We start from the raw sequence: 21,310 nt of genomic DNA, 5'->3' as shown, positions 1-21,310 counted from the left end.
ATCTATTTTCAGCCCTATGGTTTAACGCGGGGGTTTTACCCGCGGTTTGTGCCGTTTTTACGGGAAACTCTTGACTTCCGCGGCCCCAAACGGTGTACCTGCCCCGAACAATTCTAGCCCTCGAAAGGGACCCGTCATGCACGCATATCGCAGCCATACATGCGCCGATCTGAGCAAGGAAAACGTTGGCGACAAGGTTCGCCTGTCCGGGTGGGTGCACCGTGTGCGCGACCACGGTGGTATCCTGTTTATCGACCTGCGCGATCATTACGGCATGACCCAAGTGCTGTGCGACCCTGATTCCCCCGTCTTTGCCGAGGTGGAAAAGGTGCGGTCCGAATGGTGTATCCGCATCGATGGCGAGGTAAAGGCCCGCGACGCCGATCTGGTCAACACCAAGATCCCCACCGGCGAGATCGAAGTTTTCGTGCGCGACATCGAAGTGCTGGGGCCNGCGAAAGANCTGCCTTTGCAGGTNTTTGGCGATCAGGAATACCCCGAGGAAACCCGCCTGCGCTATCGCTACCTCGATCTGCGTCGCGAAAAAATGCAGGACAACATGGTGCTGCGGTCCGACGTTGTGTCGTCGATCCGCAAGCGCATGTGGGACCAGAACTTCAAAGAATTNCAGACGCCGATCATCACCGCGTCTTCCCCCGAAGGNGCGCGCGACTTCCTCGTGCCGTCGCGTCTGCACCCGGGCAAGTTCTACGCGTTGCCGCAGGCCCCGCAGCAGTTCAAACAGCTGCTGATGGTGTCCGGCTTTGACAAGTATTTCCAGATCGCGCCNTGTTTCCGCGACGAAGANCCGCGCGCTGACCGNTCGCCCACCGATTTCTACCANCTCGACCTCGAGATGTCCTTTGTCGAACAGCAAGACGTGTTCGACACCATCCAGCCCGTGCTGACCGGCATTTTCGAAGAATTCGGCGGCGGCAAGGCTGTGGATCAGGAATGGCCGCAAATCTCTTATAAAGATGCGGCGCTGTGGTATGGCTCTGACAAGCCTGACCTGCGCAACCCGATCAAGATGCAGGTCGTGTCCGACCATTTCCGCGACTCCGGCTTTGCGATCTTCGCGAAACTGCTGGAACAGGANGGCACCGAAATCCGCGCCATTCCCGCGCCCACAGGCGGCAGCCGCAAGTTCTGCGACCGCATGAACGCCTTTGCGCAAAAAGAAGGGCTGCCCGGCATGGGCTATATCTTCTGGCGCGAGAAAACCGCCGACAGCGTGGCACAGGANCTGGGCATCACGGTGAAAGAAGCCCAAGCCAAGCTGAAAGCCGGNGAGGTCGAAGGNGGCATGGAANCNGCNGGCCCGCTGGCCAAGAACATCGGGCCAGAGCGTACCGAGGCGATCCGCCAGCAANTGGGTCTGGACGTGGGCGATGCGGCGTTCTTCCTTGGCGGCAAGCCCAAGTCCTTCGAAGGCGTCGCGGGCCGTGCCCGTAACGTTATCGGTGCCGAACTGGGGCTGACGGATGAAAACCGTTTCGCCTTTGCCTGGATCGTCGATTTCCCGATCTACGAGAAAGACGAAGAAACCGGCAANATCGACTTTGAACACAANCCGTTCTCTATGCCACAGGGCGGGATGGACGCGCTGATGGGCGACCCGCTTGANGTGCTTGGCTANCAGTATGACCTTGCGTGCAACGGCTACGAACTGGTGTCCGGTGCCATCCGGAACCACAAGCCAGAGATCATGTTCAAGGCGTTCGAGATCGCAGGCTACGGCAAGGACGAAGTCGAAAAACGCTTTGGCGGCATGGTGAACGCGTTCCAATACGGTGCCCCGCCCCACGGTGGTTGTGCCGCCGGTATCGACCGGATCGTCATGTTGCTGGCGGAAGAGGCGAACATCCGCGAGGTGATCCTCTTCCCGATGAACCAGCGNGCCGAAGACCTGATGATGAACGCGCCAAGCGAACCACAGTCGGATCAGTTGATGGAACTGGGTCTGCGGGTCATCCCGCAGGACTAAGCNCTGCAACATACCCATAGAAAAGCCCGTCTTGGATATGCCAAAGGCGGGCTTTTTCGTTTGAATCTCGTGGTGTCGGGCGGGNGCGGTCAATGTCAGGCCGGCCTGCGCCCAAAGGTCAGAAACCGGCTTGCGCAACCTCTACCACGGTCTGCGCGCCAAAGTCGCGCGCATGGGCAAAAGCCAGTGCCACGATCGCCACACCCACCACATTTGCCGCAAAGACGGTCCAGTCGAAACTGGTTTCCTTGGCGTAGATGCGNCGCAGTTTGGNGAACATGATGTGGCCCTTGGGTTGGGTGACGTGGGTGGGTTGGTGGTTGCGGATGCCANCAGCCTCGCAGGCGTTTGTGGCAAAAACAGGACNTTTCTGCGCTCCAGNTTGGGTGATGTCATATGACATTCGGGTCTTGGCGCTGACAGCGCTTGGCCTTAACGTAAGNGCATGAAACAAGATGACCAGCCCCCCGGCCCACTTGGTGCCCCTGTTGCAGATTTTTCCGTCCCGCCGCGCCCGCCGCGGACGGTGATGACGGGCCGCTACGCCCAGCTTGAACCGCTGAACGCCGAGGCCCACGCCGCCCTGCTGTTCCGCGCCTTTGAAGGGCAGGATCAGCTNTGGCACTATATGTATGACGGGCCGTTCTCATCCTCTGCCCAGTTTCACCGCTGGGTGCGCGAGGTTGAAACCAAAGACGACCCGCTCTTCTATGCGATCAAGAACCTAGAGACAGGGCATATCGAAGGGGTGGCAAGCTATCTGCGCATCGCGCCAGAGGCCGGATCGATAGAGGTCGGGTCAATCACCTTTGGGCCCGCGTTGCAGCGCACGCGGGCGGCGACGGATGCCATGTATCTGATGATGAAATGGGCATTCGAGGCGGGATACCGTCGGTATGAATGGAAGTGTAACGCGCTGAACATGCCGTCGCGCCGTGCCGCGCAACGCTTGGGCTTCAGCTACGAAGGCATCTTCCGGCAGGCGGCTGTCGTTAAAGGGCGCAACCGCGATACGNCATGGTTTGCGGCAATTGACGCCGAATGGCCGGGCCTGCGTGAAGCCTTCGAGGCGTGGCTTTCCCCTGCCAACTTTGACNCAGAGGGTAAGCNGCGCGAACGGTTGGGCGATCTGACCAGCCTCGTGCGGGTGTCCAGTGACCCGNTGACGTGACCCGCGACTAGATCGCGATCTGCCGCATCAGGCGTTGGCGCAAGACCGACCGGATCACCCGTTGTTCTTCGATAGCAGGCAGGCCCAAGGTGCTGCGTGCTGCCAGCGCTGTCGCCGCCTGTTCCAGTGCTGCGTCCCGCGCACTGCGCGCCACGCCGGTCAGAAACTGCGCGACATATTCCAGCGTCTGAGGCGTACAGGGGCCGGACAGAACGTCATCCATATGCGCCATGTCATCCTGCAACGCGATGTTGTCGGGCGTGATCGTTTCATCGGCAAGCACGGACAGCCCCAGCGGACGGTGATGCTGGGGCAGGGCGGCCAGCACGACCTGTTGAAACTGTGACAAAGACTGCAACGGTTTGCTCATGAAACGGTCGGCTCCTGCGGCCAGCGCATCCGCCGCCAGATGGGTCTCCCCCGAAGTCGCCAGTAACGCATCAACGCGGGGCTGCGATTGTGCCAGTTCCGCAATCAGATCAATGCCGTTCCCGTCTGGTAACCCCAGATCGGCAATCACGATCGACGGGCGGTAGACCTGCAAATGCCGCCGCGCCGCGCGCAGGCTGTCGGCCCGTCTGATCCGCGCGCCAGAGCGGAGACAGAGCAGGCGCATCGCCTCGCAGGCAAAGCGGCTGTCTTCGATCACCAGAACCGTAAGGCCCAAAAGCGGGCGGTCGGCCGTGGGGGCGGGCAGGCTTTGGGCCTGATGTTCAAGCGTATCCATGATTCCTCCGTTATGCTTTGTGGGTGACCTATGGTTAGGCGCGCTTCGCTAATACGGTGTTAACGTGACGCATTGCTCTTGCGGCAGCGGCAGCCCATAAACCGGGTCAAATGTTGATTTGAGGGAGAAGAATGATGATCGGTCGCCTAAACCACGTAGCCATCGCCGTGCCGGACCTTGAGGCCGCTGCGGATCAATATCGCAACGCTTTGGGTGCGAATGTCGGTCCTGCGCAGGACGAACCCGACCACGGCGTCACCGTGATCTTTATCGAACTGCCCAATACCAAGATCGAACTGCTTTACCCGCTGGGGGACGATAGCCCGATCAACGGTTTTCTGGAAAAGAACCCCGCCGGTGGCATCCACCACATCTGCTATGAGGTCGAAGACATCATCGCGGCGCGGGATCGCCTGAAGGAAAGCGGCGCGCGTGTTCTGGGCAACGGAGAGCCCAAGATCGGTGCCCACGGCAAGCCGGTGATTTTCCTGCACCCCAAAGACTTTAACGGCGCGCTGGTCGAGCTGGAGCAGGTGTAACCATGGCCGTCATGTCAGGTATCGTTCTGTTCGCCGTGATCTGGTCGATGGTCTTTATGATCCTGCTGCCAGTACGGGTGCAGACCCAGGGGGATCTGGGCCAGATCGTCGAGGGCACCCACGCGGGGGCCCCCGAACATCACCACCTTAAAAAGAAAGCGCTGTGGACGACCGCTGTGTCGATCGTGCTTTGGGCGATCATCGCGGGGATCATCCTGTCGGGCTGGTTCACCGTGGCGGATGTGGAGCAGTGGCTCCACGGGGCGCCGACGCCAATTGGTGGAACAAATGGGTAAAGGTCGCCGCCCCTAGGATCGGAATCACCAGATTCAGCAGCGGCACCGACAGGGGAATCGCCATCAACACGCCGGCGGCCCAGATTGTAAGGCCATGTTTCCCGCGCAGACGCTTTGCCTCGGTCCGGCCTACCCGCCGGATCGCGGCAAGCGTGAAATACTCGCGCCCCAGCAAGAAACCGTTCACGGTCCAGAAGATCAGGGGCGCGAAGGGGGCGAACATCAGGTAGAGCACCAACGCCACGACGTTCACACCGATCAGCACCCCCATGAAGTTCACCGTATCGCGCAGCGCATCGCCAAAGGGCACAGGCGTGGCGGGGGGCAGATGGGGGTAGTGTTCGGCCTCTACCGCGTCGGCCACATCATCCAGAAACATCGACGTGATGGCCGAGGCGACGGGCACCATCAAGAACACCGACAGCACCATCAACAGCAGCGCCGCCCCCCAGCTGAACAGATCGTCAAGCCACGAAACCTCGCCCAGNACGGGCAGCCAGTTGTCCTCTCCGGTCAGCCAGTCGATCAGCCAGACAAAGCCCGCNGANGCNCCGACCAGCAGCAGCAACGCCAAGCCGACACCCAGCAGCAGCACGCGGCGAAAGCTTGGATCGCCGACNTGTCCGACCGCCAGCCCGAAGGCGCGAAAAATCTGTGCTATTGCCATGTGGTGATCGCCGTGATGTCGGGGCGCCCGCGCTCTGGCGGGGCGGAGGTTTCGGTGCCGATATGGATGATGCCGGCGATGCGTTCGTGTTCCGCGAGGTCGAAAGCCTNGGTCATGAAGGCGCGGTCGTGGCTGACCCAACCGCTCAGCCAGTTCGCGCCCCAGCCAGAGGCGAGCGCGGCATTGACCAGCGACAGGCAGACCCCGCCCACGGCATAGGTCTGTTCCAACGGCGGGATCTTGGGCGAGGGGTTCTGCACCTCGACCACCACAACCGCCAGATCGCCCTGATCAAATTGCCCGCGGCCCTTCTGGATCTGCTCGGCGTCCAGCGCCAGGGCGGTGCCGCGTGCCTCGGCGATGTCGGCCAGACGCGCCATCGCGGGCTTTTCGATCACGATAAAACGCCACGGCTCCAGCATCCCGTGATCCGGCGCGCGCGAGGCCACGGTCAACAGCTCGGTCAGCGTGTCGCGGTCGGGGACCGGTGTGGTCAGGGTCTTGGCAGGGCGCGAACGGCGGGTTTGCAGGAAATGCAGCGCGTCGGGATTGGGTGTCGGCATCGGGGTCTCTCTTATAGGTTCAGCTCTTGCGCCATGTCGTCAATGGACGCGCGCAGGAAAGCGTCGAATGCGGGGCTTGGCTGGCGGATGCGAAAGTTCTTCGCATGGGGATCTGGCGCTGTGATGTCACTGTCTGCGAGGGCTGCGATGGTGGCGTGGCCACAGAAGGGAACATAGGCCTCAGAATAGCCGCCTTCATGGACGAGCACCAGCTTGCCGCCGCAAAGTTTTTGCGCCGCGGCTTTGATCCGCTGTGTCATCTCGGCAAAGGTTTCCGCTGTGGCCTGCATGCGCGCCAGCGGATCCACGATAGAGGCATCGAAACCGCAGGCGACGATGATCATATCGGGTTGATACGCGTCGAGCGCGGGGAGCACGACGCGATCGAGCGCATGCAGATAGGCCGTATGCCCCGACCCCGCATGCATCGGCAGGTTGATATTGTAACCGGCTCCCGCGCCGTTGCCCCGATCCGCCAGCGCGCCGGTATCAAGCGGGTAATTCCCTTCTTGATGGAGCGAGATCGTCAGCACGTCGTCGCGGTCATAAAAGATCGCCTCGGTGCCATTGCCGTGGTGCACATCCCAGTCCAGCACGGCAACGCGGCGTACCAGCCCCTTGGCCTTTGCTGCCTCGATCGCGATGGCGATATTGGCGAGCAGGCAGAACCCGTTGGGGANATCAGGCAGCGCATGGTGCCCCGGTGGACGGCTGAGCGCATAGGCATTGTCGAGGTCACCTTTGGCGACGGCCTCTACCGCGGCGATGGAGAGGCCCGCGGACAGCGCCGCAATCTCGAACCCGCCGGCGGCGAAGGGGGTGCGCAGCCCCAGCTCTCCACCGCCCGCGTCGGAAAGGCGNTTGAAGTCGTCGAGATAGGCAGCCGGATGGACGCNCAGCAGATCNTCGCGNGNNGCAGGTGCNGCGCTGCGCAGGTCGAGNTCNGCCATCAGGCCGGTGACCTCCATCAGATTGCGCAGGCGGCGTTTGGTCTCGGGGTTTTCCGGCAGGCCGCCCGCCGCCAGCGGCTGCACCAAGCCGCCCACGGGCATGGTAAAGGCATAGTTGCCACCTGCGTGCCAAAAGCAGCGTTCATCCATGAAAAAACCGGTGGTCATCGTCTATCCCCTTCGTGGTTCGGGCGAAGGCTGGCAAAACGCNANAGGATTGTCCATGGGGGCAAGGCCCGCAGCCGTGGTGCTGCGGGGGGANCTGTGGAGNGAGTATTTGGGAAAGGGTGAAGGGGGCGGGCTGGTTTAGCCCACCATGCCCACAATCTCGTAGGTTTTCTTGAGGATCGGCGCGGTGATCTCGCGCGCTTGGGTGGCACCGTGGGCCAGAATGCGGTCGATCTCTGCCTCGTCNGCCATCAGCTCTGCCATGCGGGTGCTGATCGGGGCCATNTTGGCGACGGCGAGTTCAGCCAGTTTGGGTTTGAAGGTGCCGAACTGCTGGCCGCCCACATCGGCCAGAACCTGTTCAACGGTCTGGTCGTTCAGCGCGGCAAAGATATTCACCAGATTGCGCGCCTCTGGCCGGTCCTTGAGGCCGTCCACTTCGGAGGGGAGCGCATCGGCGTCGGTCTTGGCCTTGCGGATTTTCTTGGCGATGGTGTCGGCATCGTCGGTCAGGTTGATACGGCTGGCATCGGAAGGGTCGGATTTCGACATCTTCTTGGAGCCGTCGCGCAGGGACATGACGCGGGTCGCAGCCCCTTCGATCACCGGTTCGGTCAACGGGAAGAAATCGACGCCGTAGTCATGGTTGAACTTGGCCGCGATGTCGCGCGTCAGTTCAAGGTGCTGTTTCTGGTCCTCGCCCACGGGCACATGGGTCGCGTGATAGATCAGGATGTCGGCGGCCATCAGCGCGGGATAGGCAAAGAGCCCCAGCGAGGCAGCTTCGGCGTTCTTGCCGGCCTTGTCCTTCCACTGGGTCATGCGGCCCATCCAGCCCATACGCGCCACGCAGTTGAAGACCCAGGCCAGTTGCGCGTGTTCGGGCACCTGGCTTTGGTTGATCAGGATGGATTTATCGGGGTCGATGCCCGACGCGATAAAACCGGCACAAAGCTCGCGCGTGCTACGCTTGAGGTCCGCAGGGTCCTGCCAGACGGTGATCGCGTGCAGATCGACCATGCAGTAGATCGACTGCACCCCCTTATCCTGCGCATCGGCGAAACGTTTGAGCGCGCCCAGGTAGTTTCCAAGATGCAAATCGCCCGACGGCTGGATGCCGGAAAACACACGCGGGGTGAAAGAGGTGTCGGTCATTGGATGCTCCGATAAGGCTGGAAACTACGGCCAGATGGGCTTACCCATGCGCACCATGCCCGTCAAGGAGGCCCTATGGAAGACCCAGATTTTCACCCCCCCGTGAACCCGATGCCCGCAACCGTCACGCTGCTTTTTCTGGCGCTGGCGGGGATAGAGGTCGTGCTGTCGCTGGCCGAGGCCGGGATCATCGGCGGCCCTGCNGCNGTGGGCTGGCGTCTGGCCTTGATCCGCGACTTCGGNTTTTCGGGCGATGTCTTNGACTGGATGGTCGCCAACATGCAGTTTCCCCTGCGCGANCTGTCGCGGGTGGTGAGCTATAGTTTCATCCATCTGGGNTTNACNCATGCGATCTTTGCCTGCGTGCTGTTGCTGGCGCTTGGCAAGATGGTGGCCGAGGCGATGGGGCAGGTGGCGTTTTTGGCGATCTTTTTTGTGTCGGGCATTTTCGGGGCGGTGGTCTACGCGCTGCTGCTGGATGATCCGGTCTGGCTGGTCGGTGCCTATCCGTCGGTTTATGGGCTGATCGGCGGCTATTCCTTTGTCATGTGGCGCAAGCTGGCGGTGCAAGGGGAACAGCAGTACCGCGCGTTTTCCCTGATTGCCGTGCTGATGGGGTTGCAGCTGATCTGGGGCGTGTTCTTTGACGCGGGCACCCAGTGGGTGGCGGAGCTTTTGGGCTTTGCCTGTGGTTTCGCGCTGAGCTTTGTTTTCGCGCCGGGCGAATGGGGCAGGCTGCGGGAGCGTATTCGGCACCGGTGAGGCTTGCAGGCGGGTCAGGCAGACGTGACAGGCAGGGGGCCAGCCCCCTGACCCCCGGGATTTAATGCCATTTGGAAGCGGGTCGGGTTAGCTGCGTTTTAGGGCGCGTTTGAATTCGGCCAGTTTGAACGCACCGATGAGCTGGCCGGTGCCGAAGTAGCTGGCGGCCGCCAGGGCAATGAGGATCACCAGGGCGACCCCGCGCCACCAGGCTTCGGCGAGCAGGGGTTGCAGGGCCAGGTTGCCGATCCAGAGCGCTCCGCCCATGACCGCCGCCGCCGCCATGATGCGCCAGATGCGTTTGTGAAAACGCGCATCGAATTTCGCGGCCAGCCCGAAACCACGTGCGCCATAGGCCAGCAAGGCAAACATCGCCCATCCCGCCAATGTCGTCGCTATGGCAGGGGCAATCCAGCCGATCACGGGGCTGAGGCCGATGGCCAGTACCACGTTCACCACCATTGCCACCACGGCAAAGTAGAACGGGCGGCGGGTGTCTTCACGCGCGTAGTAAAGCGGTTGCAGGATCTTTTGCAGCACAAAGGCCGGCAGGCCGAGCCCGTAGATCGCCACCGCAATGGCGATGGCCGCGGCGTCATCTGTGGTTGTGGCCCCGCGTTGGAACAGCACCGTGGCCAGCGTGAAGGGGATCACCATCAACGCAACCGCCGAGGGGATGGTCAGCGTCAGCGACACCTCGGCGGCGCGGCTGATCTGGGTGTGCGATCCCTGTTCGTCTCCGGCCTTGAGCCGTCGTGACAGGTCGGGCAGCAGCACCACGCCAATCGCGATCCCCACCACGCCCAAGGGCAGTTGGTAGAGGCGGTCTGCGTAATTGAGCCAGGCCACGGCCCCTTCGTAGAAGCTGGCGACCTGACGGCCTACCAGCAGGTTGATCTGCATGACCCCGCCCGCCAGGGCCGCAGGGGCGGCGATGATGGCGAGACGTTTTAGCTCGGGCGTCAGGCGGGGACGACGGCCGAAGGTCAGTGTGAAGCCTGCGCGTTTCGCGGCCCACCAGACCAGCGCCAGTTGCGCGATCCCCGCCAGCGGGACAGACAGCGCCAGCGTGTCGCCGATCTGCAGGCCAAGCGCCTTGTCGATGCCCATGCCGATCGCCTCTGATCCGTCGCGGCCAAGGGCGGCCCCGATAAGGACGGCGAGGATGAAGATGACGTTCAGCACCACAGGGGCTGCTGCCGCCGCCATGAAGCGGCCCGTGGCGTTCAGCACGCCCGATACAAGTGCGGCGAGGGAGATGAACAGGATATAGGGGAAGGCCAGCCGCCCATATTCGACCGCCAGATCGAACCGTTCGTCCCCCGCAAAGCCCGAGGCCATCAGCAGCACCAGCCCCGGCATCGCGACGATCCCGATGATGGTGAACAGCGTCAGGATGAATGCCATGCCGACGAAAGCATCCTGCGCGAATTTTTCCGGATCATCGCCGCTTTCGAGCTTTTTCGAGAACATCGGCACAAAGGCCATGTTGAACGCNCCCTCGGCAAAGAAGCGGCGGAACATNTTGGGCAGGGAAAAGGCGACCAGAAACGCTTCGGCTGCGGGGCCGGAGCCAAGGTAGCCCGCGATCATCACATCNCGCACGAACCCCATGACCCTGCTGAGGAGGGTCCAGATCCCGACGGTGAAGAAGCCGGACATAAGGCGGATAGGTTTCATGGTGGTGCTGCCCCGTAACTGCGGTGCAAATGGCCTAGCNGTTGGCGCCGCACTGCGCAATCAGGGAAATGCGAACACAGCCGTCATGCCCGCGCGAAAGCGCCGATGTCAGTCCTGNGCCCGNGCNACNCCGTCGATGATCGCCGCNCGCAACCGTTTCTCGAGCGTCTTCTGCTTGCTTTCAGTATAGTATTTCAACCCGAACATATCCTTGACGTAGAAGGTATCGACNACCTGTTCGCCATAGGTCGCGATCACCGCATTGGCGATATAGACGTTGGATTCAGACAGCGACCGCGTGAGGTCATAGAGCAGNCCGGGGCGGTCGCGGGTATCCACCTCGATAATCGTGTAGATCTCGGAGCCTTCGTTATCAAAGGTGATATGCGTGGGCACCTTGAACACTTTCTCGCGCTTTTTCACCTTGTCGCGGGATTTCAGCGCATCGCGGGCCAGAATTTCACCCTTGAGCGTCTTGGAGATCATCTGCCGCAGCCGTGGNAGGCGCGAGACGTCGTAGGGGTTGCCCTCGGCGTCCTGNATCCAGAACGCATCGGTCACCCAGCCGTCCTTGGTGGTATAGCTGCGGGCATCGACGACATTGGCCCCGACCAGCGCCAGCGCACCGGCGAGCCGTGCAAAGATGCCCGGGTGGTCNGCCATGACAAAGCAGGCGCGGGTGGCGTCGCGGTCATCGTCAGGATGCAGGTCAATGCGGATTTCACCGTCCTGAATATCGCGGAGCTGTTCGGCGAATACCACCTGCGANGCCGTATGAAGCCCCTGCCAATAGGGCGGGTAGTGGCGTGCGGTNTCGGCCTGAAGATCCTTGCGCGGCCAATGGGCAAGGGCCGCACGCAGGGCCTTTTTGGCNCCCGCGCCGCGGTTCTCGCGGTTGAGGTCTTCGAGNCCGGTTTCAAGCGCGCGTTTGGTTTGCCGGTAGAGCCCNCGGATCAGCACGGCTTTCCAGTTGTTCCANGTGTTCGGGCCGACGCCGCGGATATCGCAGACGGTCAGCACACACAGCAGATCAAGCCGTTTGACGGTCTGCACNGCCTTGGCAAAGTCCCGCACGGTGCGCGGATCGGAAATATCGCGTTTTTGCGCCATATCCGACATCAGCAGGTGGTAGCGGACCAGCCATTCGACCGTGTCGACCTCGGCCTTGTTCAGGCCCAGACGGGGCGCGATCTTGCGGGCCATTTGGGCCCCGAGGATCGAATGGTCTTCGGGGCGGCCCTTGGCGATATCATGCAGCAAGAGAGCCACATATAGCACCTTGCGGTTCACCCCACGTTGCAGGATCGAGGAGGCGACGGGCAGGTCTTCTTCCAGCTCGCCCTTCTCGATCAGGGCAAGGTTTGTGATNCACTGGATCGTATGCTCGTCCACCGTNTAGCTGTGNTACATGTTGAACTGCATCATCGCCACGATNGGCTCAAACTCGGGGATGAAGGCCGACAGCACGCCCAGTTCGTTCATCCGGCGCAGGCCGCGTTCGGGGTTGCCGTGTTTCAGCATCAGATCAAGGAAGATCCGCCGCGCTTCGGGCGTGTTGCGCATGTCGTCGTCGATCAGGGCGAGGTTCGCTTTGACCAGACGCATCGCATCGGGGTGGATCAACATGCCGGTGCGCAATGCCTCTTCGAAGATGCGCAGCAGGTTCAGCTTGTCGCTGATAAACGCCTTGCCATCGGTGACNGCCAGCCGCCCGCCCACGACCTCATAGCCGNCCCGCAGCTTGGGGCGACGGCGAAAGATACGTTCGAGCAGNGGTTCCGCCTTGACGTGCAAGGCTTCGAGCTTGGTGAGGAAGATGCGCGTCAGCTCNCCCACTTCGGTGGCGTGGCGGAAATAGGCCTGCATGAACACCTCGACCCCGCGGCGGCCCCGCGTGTCGCGGTATCCCATCGCCTCGGCCACGGCGACCTGCATGTCAAAGGTCAACTGTTCGGTCGCGCGTCCTGAAATGAGGTGCAGGTGNCCGCGTACCGCCCAAAGAAAATTCTCGGCCGCGACNAAGGTCTTGAATTCTTCCTCCAGAAACACGCCGCGGTCGACAAGATCGGCGGCATGTTCGACGCTGTANATATGTTTGGCGATCCAGAACAACGATTGCAGATCGCGCAAGCCGCCCTTGGCCTCTTTGACGTTGGGTTCCACCACATAACGNAGACCNTGCTTGCGGTGCCGNGCGTCGCGTTCCTCCAGCTTGGCTTCGATAAAGCTGCGNCCGGTGCCTGCAAAAAGATCGGTCTTGAGCGTTTCATCCAGATCCTGCGCCANAGCCACATCGGCGGCGATAAAGCGGTGCTCCAGCAGGGCNGTCTGGATCGTAAAATCCTCGCGGCCAAGGGTCACGCAGTCGCGGATGGTGCGGGTGGAATGGCCGACCTTCAACTTGAGATCCCATAGCATGTAGAGCATGGATTCGATCAGGTTTTCAGTGCGCTGGCTGGGCGTTTGGGGGATGAGGAACAGCAGGTCCACATCGGAATAGGGGGCCATCTCTCCGCGGCCATACCCGCCGACGCCGATCACGGCGAGCCGGTCGTTCGGGCCAAGCGTNTCAATCGNGTGGAGCCGTTGTCCGGCGATCTGCAGGGTCGTGCGGACAAGCTGATCTGTGAGGTAGCAATAGGCCGACGTCATGGGGCGCGCGTTGAAGGGTGACGCCGCAAAGGCGCGGGCGATTTCGGCGCGCCCGTTCTTTTGCGCGTCTTGCAGAACGGCGACGGCNGCGGCCTGAATCTCTGCCGGATCGGTCAAACCGTCCAGCACGTCCTTGAGCGCGGCGGAAACAGCCGCTTCGTCAAAGATGCGTTTGGGGGTGCTGATCAGGTGACGCGCGGTGGCCTCACCTGATTCTGCTGGTGCAACAAGGGGTTTCACAAAAGGCGGTCCCTTAGAAACCGGCCCCGCCAAAGGCTTGGGGGGCAGGGCTGATGATGACGACCTGCTGGTTGCGGATCGTGGCAATGGCAAGGCCGCGTTCGGCGGTGCCGTCCGCCTTGAGGCGGAACACGCCGCTCGCCCCGCGGAAGCCCGCGCCNTGGGTCAGNCGTGCCGCGGACAACGCGTCGGATTTGCCGGATTTCGCCAAGGCCCCCACGGCNGCGATCCCGTCAAAGGCCAGACCAGCGATCGGGCCNGGTGTGTCGCCATAGGCTGCGGCATAGCGCTGCGAAAATGCGGTTGTCGCACCGGGATCGGGCAGGGCGAACCAGCCACCTTGCACGCCGGGCAGGGCCAGCGTTTGNGGCGGGATGTCCCAGCGGGTCAGACCGATNTACTGCGTGGTGGCACCGCTGATCCCTGCCTCTGGCAGCATCTGTGCGAAAAGCGGCAGCGCACTGGCCGAGGATGTCGTCAGGAAGACCGCATTCGCCCCGTTGCTTTCTACGGCAGCTTTCACGCGCGGCACGGCAGACATTACGGCTTCTTGGCTCAGCGCGTAATCAACCGTACCGGCAGAGGTCGCCCCGTTTGCGGCAATCGCCTTGAGGATGGCATCGCGGCCCAGCTGGCCGGCCAGATCCTGACCGTGCAGTACGAGGATCTTGTCTTTTCCGTTGCTCTTGGCGTAGCGGACCAGACGGTTGGAGGTGTCGTTAAAGTTCTGACCCAGCACAAAGACATTGCCGCCCGCGATGCTTGGGTTGTTCGAGAAGGACAGGACATTCACGCCCTGCGCGGCAACCGCGTTGCCCGCCGCATTTGCGGCCTCGCCATAAAGCGGCCCCAGAATGATCTGNGCCCCGTCGGTGACNGCCTGNGCCGCCGCGGTGCCGGCAGTGCCAGCATTGCCGCCCGTGCCATAGACCCGCAGGTCAATCTGCACGCCGCCCAGATCGCGGATCGCCAGACGCGCGGCGTTCTCAAGTTCTTGCGCCAGCAGGTTATCTGCCGCNGAACCGCCNCGCGGGATCAGCAAGGCCACCGGAATAGGTTTGCTCGAGTCGACTTTGGGGCCCTTGGACCCGTTCATATTGGTCATCGCCACAGGTTCACAGGCGGCAAGCGCCAATGCGATCAGTGGCAGGATCAAAAGCCGCAGTGGCTTGCGAAGGATGTTGAAAACAGCGATCATAACAGTGTCACTCCATTGGTGGCAGGTCGGCGGCGATGGCCCCGGGGACATATGCACTGATCATAGAGGGTGCGAAAGGCGGGTCCAGCTTGAATTACCAAAAGATTCCCCTTGCGGCGGGGCTTTACTTTGTCGGGGTGCCGATCGGCTCTGCCCGCGACATAACCTTGCGGGCGCTCGACGTGCTGGCCTCGGCTGATGTGCTGGCGGCGGAAGACACGCGGAGCCTGCGTAAGTTGATGGATATCCANGGGGTGCCTCTCNACGGGCGGCAGATTGTGGCGNTGCACGACCATTCGGGCAGTGGCGTGCAGGACAAGCTTGTCGCCGCGATCCGCGATGGGCAATCCGTCGCCTATGCCTCTGAGGCTGGCATGCCGCTGATCGCGGATCCGGGGTTCGAACTGTCCCGCGGTGTGGGCGANGCAGGGCTNATGCTGACCTGCGCCCCGGGCCCCTCGGCGGTNCTGACCGCGCTGGCTTTGGCAGGGCTGCCGACGGATGCCTTCTTTTTCGCAGGGTTCCTGCCCAATGCGAAAGGCGCANGGCTCACGGCGCTGCAAAAGTTGAAAGAGGTGCAAGGCACGCTGGTTTTCTACGAATCACCCAAGCGGGTGGGGGCGATGCTGCGCGATGCCGCACAGGCGCTGGGCGGGGAACGTCCGGCGGCTGTCTGTCGCGAGCTGACCAAGAAGTTCGAAGAAATTCAGCGCGGTACNCTNGATGAGTTGACCGAACACTACAGCGGTAAAGCCCCGAAGGGCGAGATTGTTGTGCTGATTGATCGCGGGCGTTTACCGGCTGTTAGCGAAAGTGATCTAACCTCTGACCTTGCGAACGCATTGGAAACGAATTCGATGCGCGATGCCGTCGATATGGTGGCGCAGGCATATGATGTGCCGCGCCGACAGGTGTATCAGGCGGCATTGGAACTGGGGAAAGAAACCTAAGATGACCGACACACTGACGACANTGGCGAAATCCGTTCAAGGGGCTGTTTCCTATCACGCAGGTCGTGCGGCTGAACTGCAGGTCTCGGATGACTACCGCCGCCGCGGCTTTGATCTGGCACATGAACGGTGGCGCGGTAAGGCGGGCGAAATTGATCTGATCATGCGCGACGGCGACGGGATCGTCTTTGTCGAAGTGAAGAAAAGCAAAAGCCATGACAGCGCNCTGCAGCGTCTGAACCGGAAACANATGCGCCGTATCTATCGNTCCGCCGAAGAATTCATTGGCGGCGAACCCAAAGGCGCGCTGACGGACGTGCGGTTTGACGTGGCGTTGGTCGATCAAACCGGTGACCTGCGGATCCTTGAAAACGCCTTCGGGCACGACTGACCCATTGCACCCCACGCCCTGCTGCGCCATCTAGAAAGGAACAACAGGGAGACCCCTTATGAAAATCGCCTTTCAGATGGACCCGATCGGGGACGTGAANATCAACGCGGACAGCAGCTTTCGCCTGGCCGAGGAAGCACAGGCGCGCGGGCACGCGCTTTTCTACTACACCCCCGATCACCTCGCCTATCAAGAGGGGCGNATAACCGCACGGGGTCATGATCTGACCGTGCAGNGGGTACNGGGCGATCACGCCACCTTGGGGCCTGAACGCGAGGTTGATCTGNCGGATTTCGACGTGGTCTGGCTGCGGCAGGATCCGCCGTTCGACATGCATTANATCACCTCGACCCATTTGCTGGACCGTCTGAAAGAGACAACGCTGGTGGTGAATGACCCGTTCTGGGTGCGGAACTACCCCGAAAAACTGNTGGTGCTCGATTTCCCGCAGCTGACCCCGCCGACCACCATCGCCCGTGATCTGGACACGATCAAAGCGTTCAAGGCGAAACATAAGGATGTCATCCTCAAGCCACTATACGGGAACGGGGGCGCGGGTGTCTTCCGTCTGGACACGAATGATCGCAACCTCAGCTCTTTGCACGAACTGTTCACCGGTTTCTCGCGCGAGCCGTTGATCGTACAGAAATTCCTGCCGGCTGTGTCCAAGGGCGATAAACGGGTGATCCTGGTGGATGGCGAAGCCGTCGGGGCCATCAACCGNGTCCCGGCAGAGGGGGAAACCCGGTCGAACATGCATGTGGGCGGCCGCCCCGAGAAGGTCGGCCTGACAGAGCGTGACCTTGAAATTTGCGCCGCCATCGGCCCGTTGCTACGCGAGAAAGGGCAGATTTTCGTCGGCATCGATGTCATTGGCGACTATCTGACAGAGATCAACGTGACCTCCCCCACGGGCATACAAGAACTGGAACGTTTCGACGGCACCAATATCGCGGCCAAGATATGGGAAGCGATCGAGCGTAAGCGCGCATGAGCTTGCTGCGCCCTCTGCTGAACGGCTATTTACGTTTGGTAGAGAAGCGCAAGCTGGCGCGCACGCGCGACGTGCTCNAGATACGTCGTGATTTCGCGAAANCCGCNCGGCTGCTGTTTCGNGCACCGCGCNGCACCCAGATCACCCGCAGCCGCTTGGTTGGNGCGGGCGAGGTTCTGCGGGTGACCCCTGCGCAGACACGCTCTGATCTGGTGATCTTTTACATTCATGGGGGNGGTTTCGTGTTTGGCAGCCCCGATACCCACGGGGCGATGCTGGGGGCCTTGGCGCAGCGTCTGGGGGCTGTGGCGGTATTGCCCTACTATCGTCTTGCCCCCGAAGCGCCGTTTCCCGCCGCAATCGAAGATGTCGCCACGGCCTATCAGGCGTTGCTCGACAGCGGTGTGTCGGCGCAGAATATCATTGTCGGCGGCGATAGCGCTGGCGGCGCGCTGGCGTTCAATCTGCTTAGCCGGCTTTGTGCAGGCAGTGGCCCCCTGCCGCGCGCGCTTTTTGCCTTTTCACCGCTGACCGATTTTCTGCACGAGGGGGNCAGCTTCCGCGAGAATGCGGCACGAGAGGCCGTATTGCCCGCCGCGCAGGCCGGTCTTATGGCAGAGATGTATCTGGCCGGTGCCGACCCCCGAGATCCTGATATAAGCCCCTTGCTTGCGACCTATCCGGGGGCGCCGCCAGTCTGGATCACCGTCGGGTCCATAGAGATTTTACGCGATGACGCGCGCCGGATGGCAGCGCATTTGCGGGATCAAGGTGTTAGCGCGTCGTTGGAAGAGGAGCATGACCTGCCCCACGTCTGGCCGATCTTCCACAATACCCTGCCCGAAGCACGGGTCACGCTGGACGCATTGGCGCGCTGGATCACGCAACTGCCACCGACGGCAACCGAAAGCTGAGCGCTTCGGCCAGATGCGGTTTGCGCACGTCGCCAGCCCCGTCCAGATCCGCGATGGTGCGCGCCACACGCAATACCCTGTGATACCCACGCGCCGATAGGTGAAACCGCTCTGCCGCGCGGGACAGCAGGTGCCGCGCCTCCGTATCCGGGGCGGCGATCTGTTCCAGTAGGTCCCCTTCGGCATCTGCGTTCAGGGCCGCTGTGGGATGGTCGGCAAACCGGTCGTGCTGGCGGCGGCGTGCGGCTTGCACCCTTTGGGCGACTTCCGCCGAGCCTTCCGCACTGGGGGGCAGGTCGAGGTCGGTATAGCCCACGGGCGGCACATCTATGCGCAGGTCGAAGCGGTCACGCAGCGGGCCTGAAACGCGGTTCATATAATCCTCACCGCAAGCGGGGGCTTTGCTGCAGGCGCGGGATGGATCGCTGAGATAGCCGCATTTGCAGGGGTTCGCTGCGGCGACGAGCATGAATTTGCACGGGTATTTCACATGTGCATTGGCGCGGGCGATCATCACCTCGCCCGTCTCAACGGGCTGGCGCAGGGTTTCCAGCACGGTGCGCGGGAATTCGGGGAATTCATCCATGAACAGCACGCCGTTATGGGCAAGGCTGACCTCTCCCGGTTTGGCCAGTCGTCCACCGCCAATGATCGCCGCCATAGACGCCGTGTGGTGCGGTTCGCGGAACGGGCGCAGACGAGAGATGCCGCCATCATCCAGAAGCCCGGCAAGCGAGTGGATCATAGAGGTGCTGAGCGCCTCTTGTGGGGTCAGCGGGGGGAGGATGGAGGGCAAACGCGCCGCCAGCATGGATTTACCCGAGCCGGGCGTGCCGACAAACATCAGGTGATGGCGTCCCGCGGCCGCGATTTCCAAGGCGCGTTTGGCGCGTTCCTGACCTTTGACATCACGCAGGTCATGCTGGCTGGGGCTTTGCGAGACTTCGCCGGGGGTGGCAGGCGGCAGCGGGGTTTGGCCGGTATAATGCCGCACCACCGCGCCGAGGCTGGGGGCCGCGATCACCTGCGCATTGCCGACCCAAGCCGCTTCGGCACCAGAGGCAGCGGGGCACAGAAGGCTACGCCCGTTTTCCGCCGCAGCCATCGCCGCAGGCAGTGCGCCGATCACGGGGATCAGGCTCCCGTCCAGCGACAGTTCGCCCAAGGCGACGGTGCTTTGGATGACATCATTCGGCAGGATATCGATCGCCCCCAGCAGGGCCAGCGCGATCGGCAGGTCGAAATGGCTGCCTTCTTTAGGCAGGTCGGCAGGGCTGAGGTTGATCGTGATCCGTTTGCTGGGCAGGGCGATGGCCATCGCGCCAAGCGCGGCGCGGACCCTTTCGCGCGCTTCCGACACCGCTTTGTCGGGCAGGCCCACGATTGAAAAGGCGGGCATACCGGCAGAGAGCGCGCATTGCACCTCGACGATGCGCGCGTCGATGCCCTGGAATGCGACCGTATATGCCCGTGCGACCATTCTACCCCTGATGCCTTGCGATACCTCAGGGGTAGGGCGGGGGTGTTTAATAAGCGTTAACGGGCGTGGAAAGCGCGGGATTTGAGTTTAATTGGCAAAATGAAGGTAGGGGCGGGGCCGTCAGACCTGATGGTTGATGGTGCCGATGTCCCACCCCTGCGGGGTGATGTGTATATCCGTGACCGACAGGTTGTCGATCTTATGGGCCATCGCGGCATGGGCATCCACGCCAAGCGCGCGCTGGACCTGTGTCAGGATCACGCCGAAATGCGCCACGGCGATGATATCTGTGTTCGGATGGGCCTGTGTGATCCGGTCAACGGCGGTGTTGATCCGGCGGGCCGCGTCGTTCCAGCTTTCGCCTTCGGGGGCGGCGATGTCACCCGGTGTGGTCCAATAGGCGCGGCTGAGCTCGGGGTGGCTTTGCGATACATCGCGGGCGTGCATGCCATCCCACAGCCCGAAATCAAGCTCGCGCAGGTCGCGGTCATGGGGCAGGCGCAGGCGGCTGGCAGAGGCCAGCGTATCGGCGGTGGCAGAAGCGCGGATAAGGTCCGAGGATACCATCACGGCCCTCTGCGGGAGATGCGCGTTGAGCCGCCCGAGCTGTGCGACATCGGACAGATCGGCAGGGACATCGCGCCAGCCGACAAAGTTTTTCTCGTGGGTCGGGCCGTGGCGCACCCAATGCCAGATAGTCATGATCAGCGCGCCTTATTCGCCCAGTGGTTTGCGATTTATTTAGCGTCATTGTCACAAAGTCAAAGCAAGCTGCGCGGAAAAAAGCCGATTCTTTTTCGATTCCGCGTGAACCAACTGGCGGTTTTCCGCGTTTAGATGAAAAAGGCGCAGACAGATGTGCCTCAATAGTAGGGATGGACATCATGACGCTGGCGCAATCACGTGAATTTTCTTTGACCCGCACCGCAATGAAAGCAGAGCTTTTGGATGCGGAGACAGAACTGAAGCTTGCCTATGCCTGGCGGGACGAACGCGACGAGGAAGCGCTGCANCGGCTGATCACAGCTTACATGCGTCTAGCTATCTCGATGGCGGGTAAATTCAAGCGCTATGGCGCGTCGATGAACGATCTGATCCAAGAGGCCGGATTGGGCCTGATGAAAGCTGCCGACAAATTCGACCCCGACCGCGGGGTGCGCTTTTCCACCTATGCCGTCTGGTGGATCAAGGCGAGCATTCAGGACCACGTCATGCGCAACTGGTCGATGGTGCGCACCGGCTCTACGTCCTCTCAGAAATCGCTGTTCTTCAACATGCGCCGCGTACAGGCACGCCTTGAGCGNGAGGCCCANGCCGCGGGCGAGACCCTGGACAAGCATCAGCTGCGTCAGATGATNTCTACCGAGATTGGCGTGCCGATGCATGACGTCGAGATGATGGAGGGGCGTTTGTCCGGCTCTGACTTCTCGTTGAACGCGACGCAATCCGCCGAGGACGAGGGCCGCGAGTGGATCGACGCGCTGGTCGATGANAGTGCGCAGGCCGCCGAACGTATCGAGGAAAGCCACGACACGCTGACGTTGCGCAGCTGGCTGTTGTCGGCGATGCAGGCCCTGAACGAACGCGAACAATTCATTGTGCGCGAGCGCAAGCTGCGCGACCAGCCACGCACGCTTGAAAGTCTGGGTGCCGAGCTGAGNCTGTCGAAAGAACGCGTGCGCCAGCTGGAGGCCGCGGCCTTTGGCAAGATGCGCAAAACGCTTGAGACACAATCCTCCGAGGTGCGCCACTTCCTGATGTGAGCCCTCAGATATGATCCCGCGTCTGCGCGCGCTGCCGCAGGAACGGGCTGGCGGAAAATGAAC

At 62.0% G+C, this 21,310-nt stretch carries 20 protein-coding genes; 10 read left to right on the top strand and 10 right to left on the bottom strand.

The features are described 5' to 3' along the window. Window positions 1-136 precede the first annotated feature (136 nt). Both aspS and CBB63_RS01800 read left to right on the top strand, forming a co-directional pair. A complete protein-coding gene (aspS, locus tag CBB63_RS01805) occupies window positions 137-1,987 on the top strand; it encodes an aspartate--tRNA ligase (RefSeq protein ID WP_286697923.1) in 1,851 nt (616 codons plus the stop codon). Between the two features lie 445 nt (window positions 1,988-2,432). After that, window positions 2,433-3,158 carry a GNAT family N-acetyltransferase gene (locus tag CBB63_RS01800; RefSeq protein WP_286697922.1) on the top strand — a complete coding sequence of 242 codons (726 nt, stop codon included), beginning with the start codon at window positions 2,433-2,435 and terminating at the stop codon, window positions 3,156-3,158. A gap of 7 nt (window positions 3,159-3,165) precedes the next feature. Here the strand turns inward: CBB63_RS01800 and CBB63_RS01795 are convergent, their stop codons facing one another. After that, window positions 3,166-3,885, bottom strand: coding sequence for a response regulator (locus CBB63_RS01795; RefSeq protein ID WP_286697921.1), 720 nt, complete (start codon window positions 3,883-3,885; stop codon window positions 3,166-3,168). A 134-nt stretch (window positions 3,886-4,019) separates the two neighbouring features. Here CBB63_RS01795 and mce point away from each other — a divergent pair, with 134 nt between their 5' ends. After that, entirely contained in the window at window positions 4,020-4,424 is a 405-nt protein-coding gene (mce, locus tag CBB63_RS01790; protein ID WP_005851258.1) for a methylmalonyl-CoA epimerase, read from the top strand. 2 nt (window positions 4,425-4,426) lie between these two features. After that, window positions 4,427-4,720: a DUF1467 family protein gene (locus CBB63_RS01785; protein ID WP_009825945.1), complete on the top strand. Its 294-nt coding sequence runs from the start codon at window positions 4,427-4,429 to the stop codon at window positions 4,718-4,720. On the opposite strand, the gene CBB63_RS01780 is transcribed toward CBB63_RS01785, so the two are convergent. The 4 genes from CBB63_RS01780 to trpS all read right to left on the bottom strand — a co-directional run bounded on the left by CBB63_RS01780 (window position 4,653) and on the right by trpS (window position 8,223). Beyond that, a complete protein-coding gene (locus CBB63_RS01780; protein WP_286697920.1) occupies window positions 4,653-5,387 on the bottom strand; it encodes an EI24 domain-containing protein in 735 nt (244 codons plus the stop codon). The genes CBB63_RS01785 and CBB63_RS01780 overlap by 68 nt on opposite strands. Then, window positions 5,378-5,950 (bottom strand): nitroreductase family protein, encoded by a 573-nt coding sequence (locus CBB63_RS01775; protein ID WP_286697919.1) that lies wholly within the window; start codon window positions 5,948-5,950, stop codon window positions 5,378-5,380. Before CBB63_RS01775 ends, CBB63_RS01780 begins: the two co-directional genes overlap by 10 nt. 11 nt (window positions 5,951-5,961) lie before the next feature. Further along, window positions 5,962-7,068 carry a histone deacetylase-like amidohydrolase gene (locus CBB63_RS01770; RefSeq protein ID WP_286697918.1) on the bottom strand — a complete coding sequence of 369 codons (1,107 nt, stop codon included), beginning with the start codon at window positions 7,066-7,068 and terminating at the stop codon, window positions 5,962-5,964. Window positions 7,069-7,206: 138 nt separating this feature from the next. Further along, window positions 7,207-8,223 (bottom strand): tryptophan--tRNA ligase, encoded by a 1,017-nt coding sequence (trpS, locus tag CBB63_RS01765; protein WP_286697917.1) that lies wholly within the window; start codon window positions 8,221-8,223, stop codon window positions 7,207-7,209. A 75-nt stretch (window positions 8,224-8,298) separates the two neighbouring features. Here trpS and CBB63_RS01760 point away from each other — a divergent pair, with 75 nt between their 5' ends. Next, on the top strand, window positions 8,299-8,985 hold the full coding sequence (locus CBB63_RS01760) for a rhomboid family intramembrane serine protease (RefSeq protein WP_286697916.1): 687 nt from the start codon (window positions 8,299-8,301) through the stop codon (window positions 8,983-8,985). Between the two features lie 87 nt (window positions 8,986-9,072). Here CBB63_RS01760 and murJ read toward each other — a convergent pair whose 3' ends face one another. From murJ to CBB63_RS01745, 3 genes are all read right to left on the bottom strand, one after another. Continuing rightward, window positions 9,073-10,665, bottom strand: coding sequence for a murein biosynthesis integral membrane protein MurJ (murJ, locus tag CBB63_RS01755; RefSeq protein WP_286697915.1), 1,593 nt, complete (start codon window positions 10,663-10,665; stop codon window positions 9,073-9,075). 108 nt (window positions 10,666-10,773) lie between these two features. Then, window positions 10,774-13,557, bottom strand: coding sequence for a [protein-PII] uridylyltransferase (locus CBB63_RS01750; RefSeq protein ID WP_286697914.1), 2,784 nt, complete (start codon window positions 13,555-13,557; stop codon window positions 10,774-10,776). Window positions 13,558-13,570: 13 nt separating this feature from the next. Then, window positions 13,571-14,755 carry a penicillin-binding protein activator gene (locus tag CBB63_RS01745; protein ID WP_286697913.1) on the bottom strand — a complete coding sequence of 395 codons (1,185 nt, stop codon included), beginning with the start codon at window positions 14,753-14,755 and terminating at the stop codon, window positions 13,571-13,573. Between the two features lie 89 nt (window positions 14,756-14,844). On the opposite strand from CBB63_RS01745, the gene rsmI reads away from it, so the two are divergent. The 4 genes from rsmI to CBB63_RS01725 all read left to right on the top strand — a co-directional run bounded on the left by rsmI (window position 14,845) and on the right by CBB63_RS01725 (window position 18,004). Next, window positions 14,845-15,705, top strand: a complete 861-nt coding sequence (rsmI, locus tag CBB63_RS01740; RefSeq protein WP_286697912.1) for a 16S rRNA (cytidine(1402)-2'-O)-methyltransferase — start codon at window positions 14,845-14,847, stop codon at window positions 15,703-15,705. Next, window positions 15,620-16,096, top strand: coding sequence for a YraN family protein (locus tag CBB63_RS01735; RefSeq protein WP_502695838.1), 477 nt, complete (start codon window positions 15,620-15,622; stop codon window positions 16,094-16,096). The genes rsmI and CBB63_RS01735 overlap by 86 nt, the downstream gene beginning before the upstream one ends. Before the next feature lie 58 nt (window positions 16,097-16,154). After that, entirely contained in the window at window positions 16,155-17,090 is a 936-nt protein-coding gene (gshB, locus tag CBB63_RS01730) for a glutathione synthase (RefSeq protein ID WP_286697910.1), read from the top strand. Next, entirely contained in the window at window positions 17,087-18,004 is a 918-nt protein-coding gene (locus CBB63_RS01725; protein WP_286697909.1) for an alpha/beta hydrolase, read from the top strand. Before gshB ends, CBB63_RS01725 begins: the two co-directional genes overlap by 4 nt. On the opposite strand, the gene CBB63_RS01720 is transcribed toward CBB63_RS01725, so the two are convergent. Both CBB63_RS01720 and CBB63_RS01715 read right to left on the bottom strand, forming a co-directional pair. After that, on the bottom strand, window positions 17,970-19,484 hold the full coding sequence (locus CBB63_RS01720; RefSeq protein WP_286697908.1) for a YifB family Mg chelatase-like AAA ATPase: 1,515 nt from the start codon (window positions 19,482-19,484) through the stop codon (window positions 17,970-17,972). The two genes, CBB63_RS01725 and CBB63_RS01720, sit on opposite strands and share 35 nt — an antisense overlap. A gap of 120 nt (window positions 19,485-19,604) precedes the next feature. After that, the gene (locus CBB63_RS01715; RefSeq protein ID WP_286697907.1) at window positions 19,605-20,186 is read right to left on the bottom strand and encodes a histidine phosphatase family protein; all 582 of its coding nucleotides are present in this window, start codon (window positions 20,184-20,186) and stop codon (window positions 19,605-19,607) included. A 173-nt stretch (window positions 20,187-20,359) separates the two neighbouring features. Here CBB63_RS01715 and CBB63_RS01710 point away from each other — a divergent pair, with 173 nt between their 5' ends. Then, a complete protein-coding gene (locus CBB63_RS01710) occupies window positions 20,360-21,247 on the top strand; it encodes an RNA polymerase factor sigma-32 (RefSeq protein ID WP_502695837.1) in 888 nt (295 codons plus the stop codon). Window positions 21,248-21,310 lie beyond the last annotated feature (63 nt).

It is taken from the genome of Sulfitobacter sp. TMED3, from assembly GCF_002167505.1.
Lineage (GTDB): Bacteria > Pseudomonadota > Alphaproteobacteria > Rhodobacterales > Rhodobacteraceae > Sulfitobacter > Sulfitobacter pontiacus.
The sequence above is the reverse complement of the archived record's forward strand: the minus strand, read 5'-3'. Positions and strand labels throughout refer to the sequence as shown.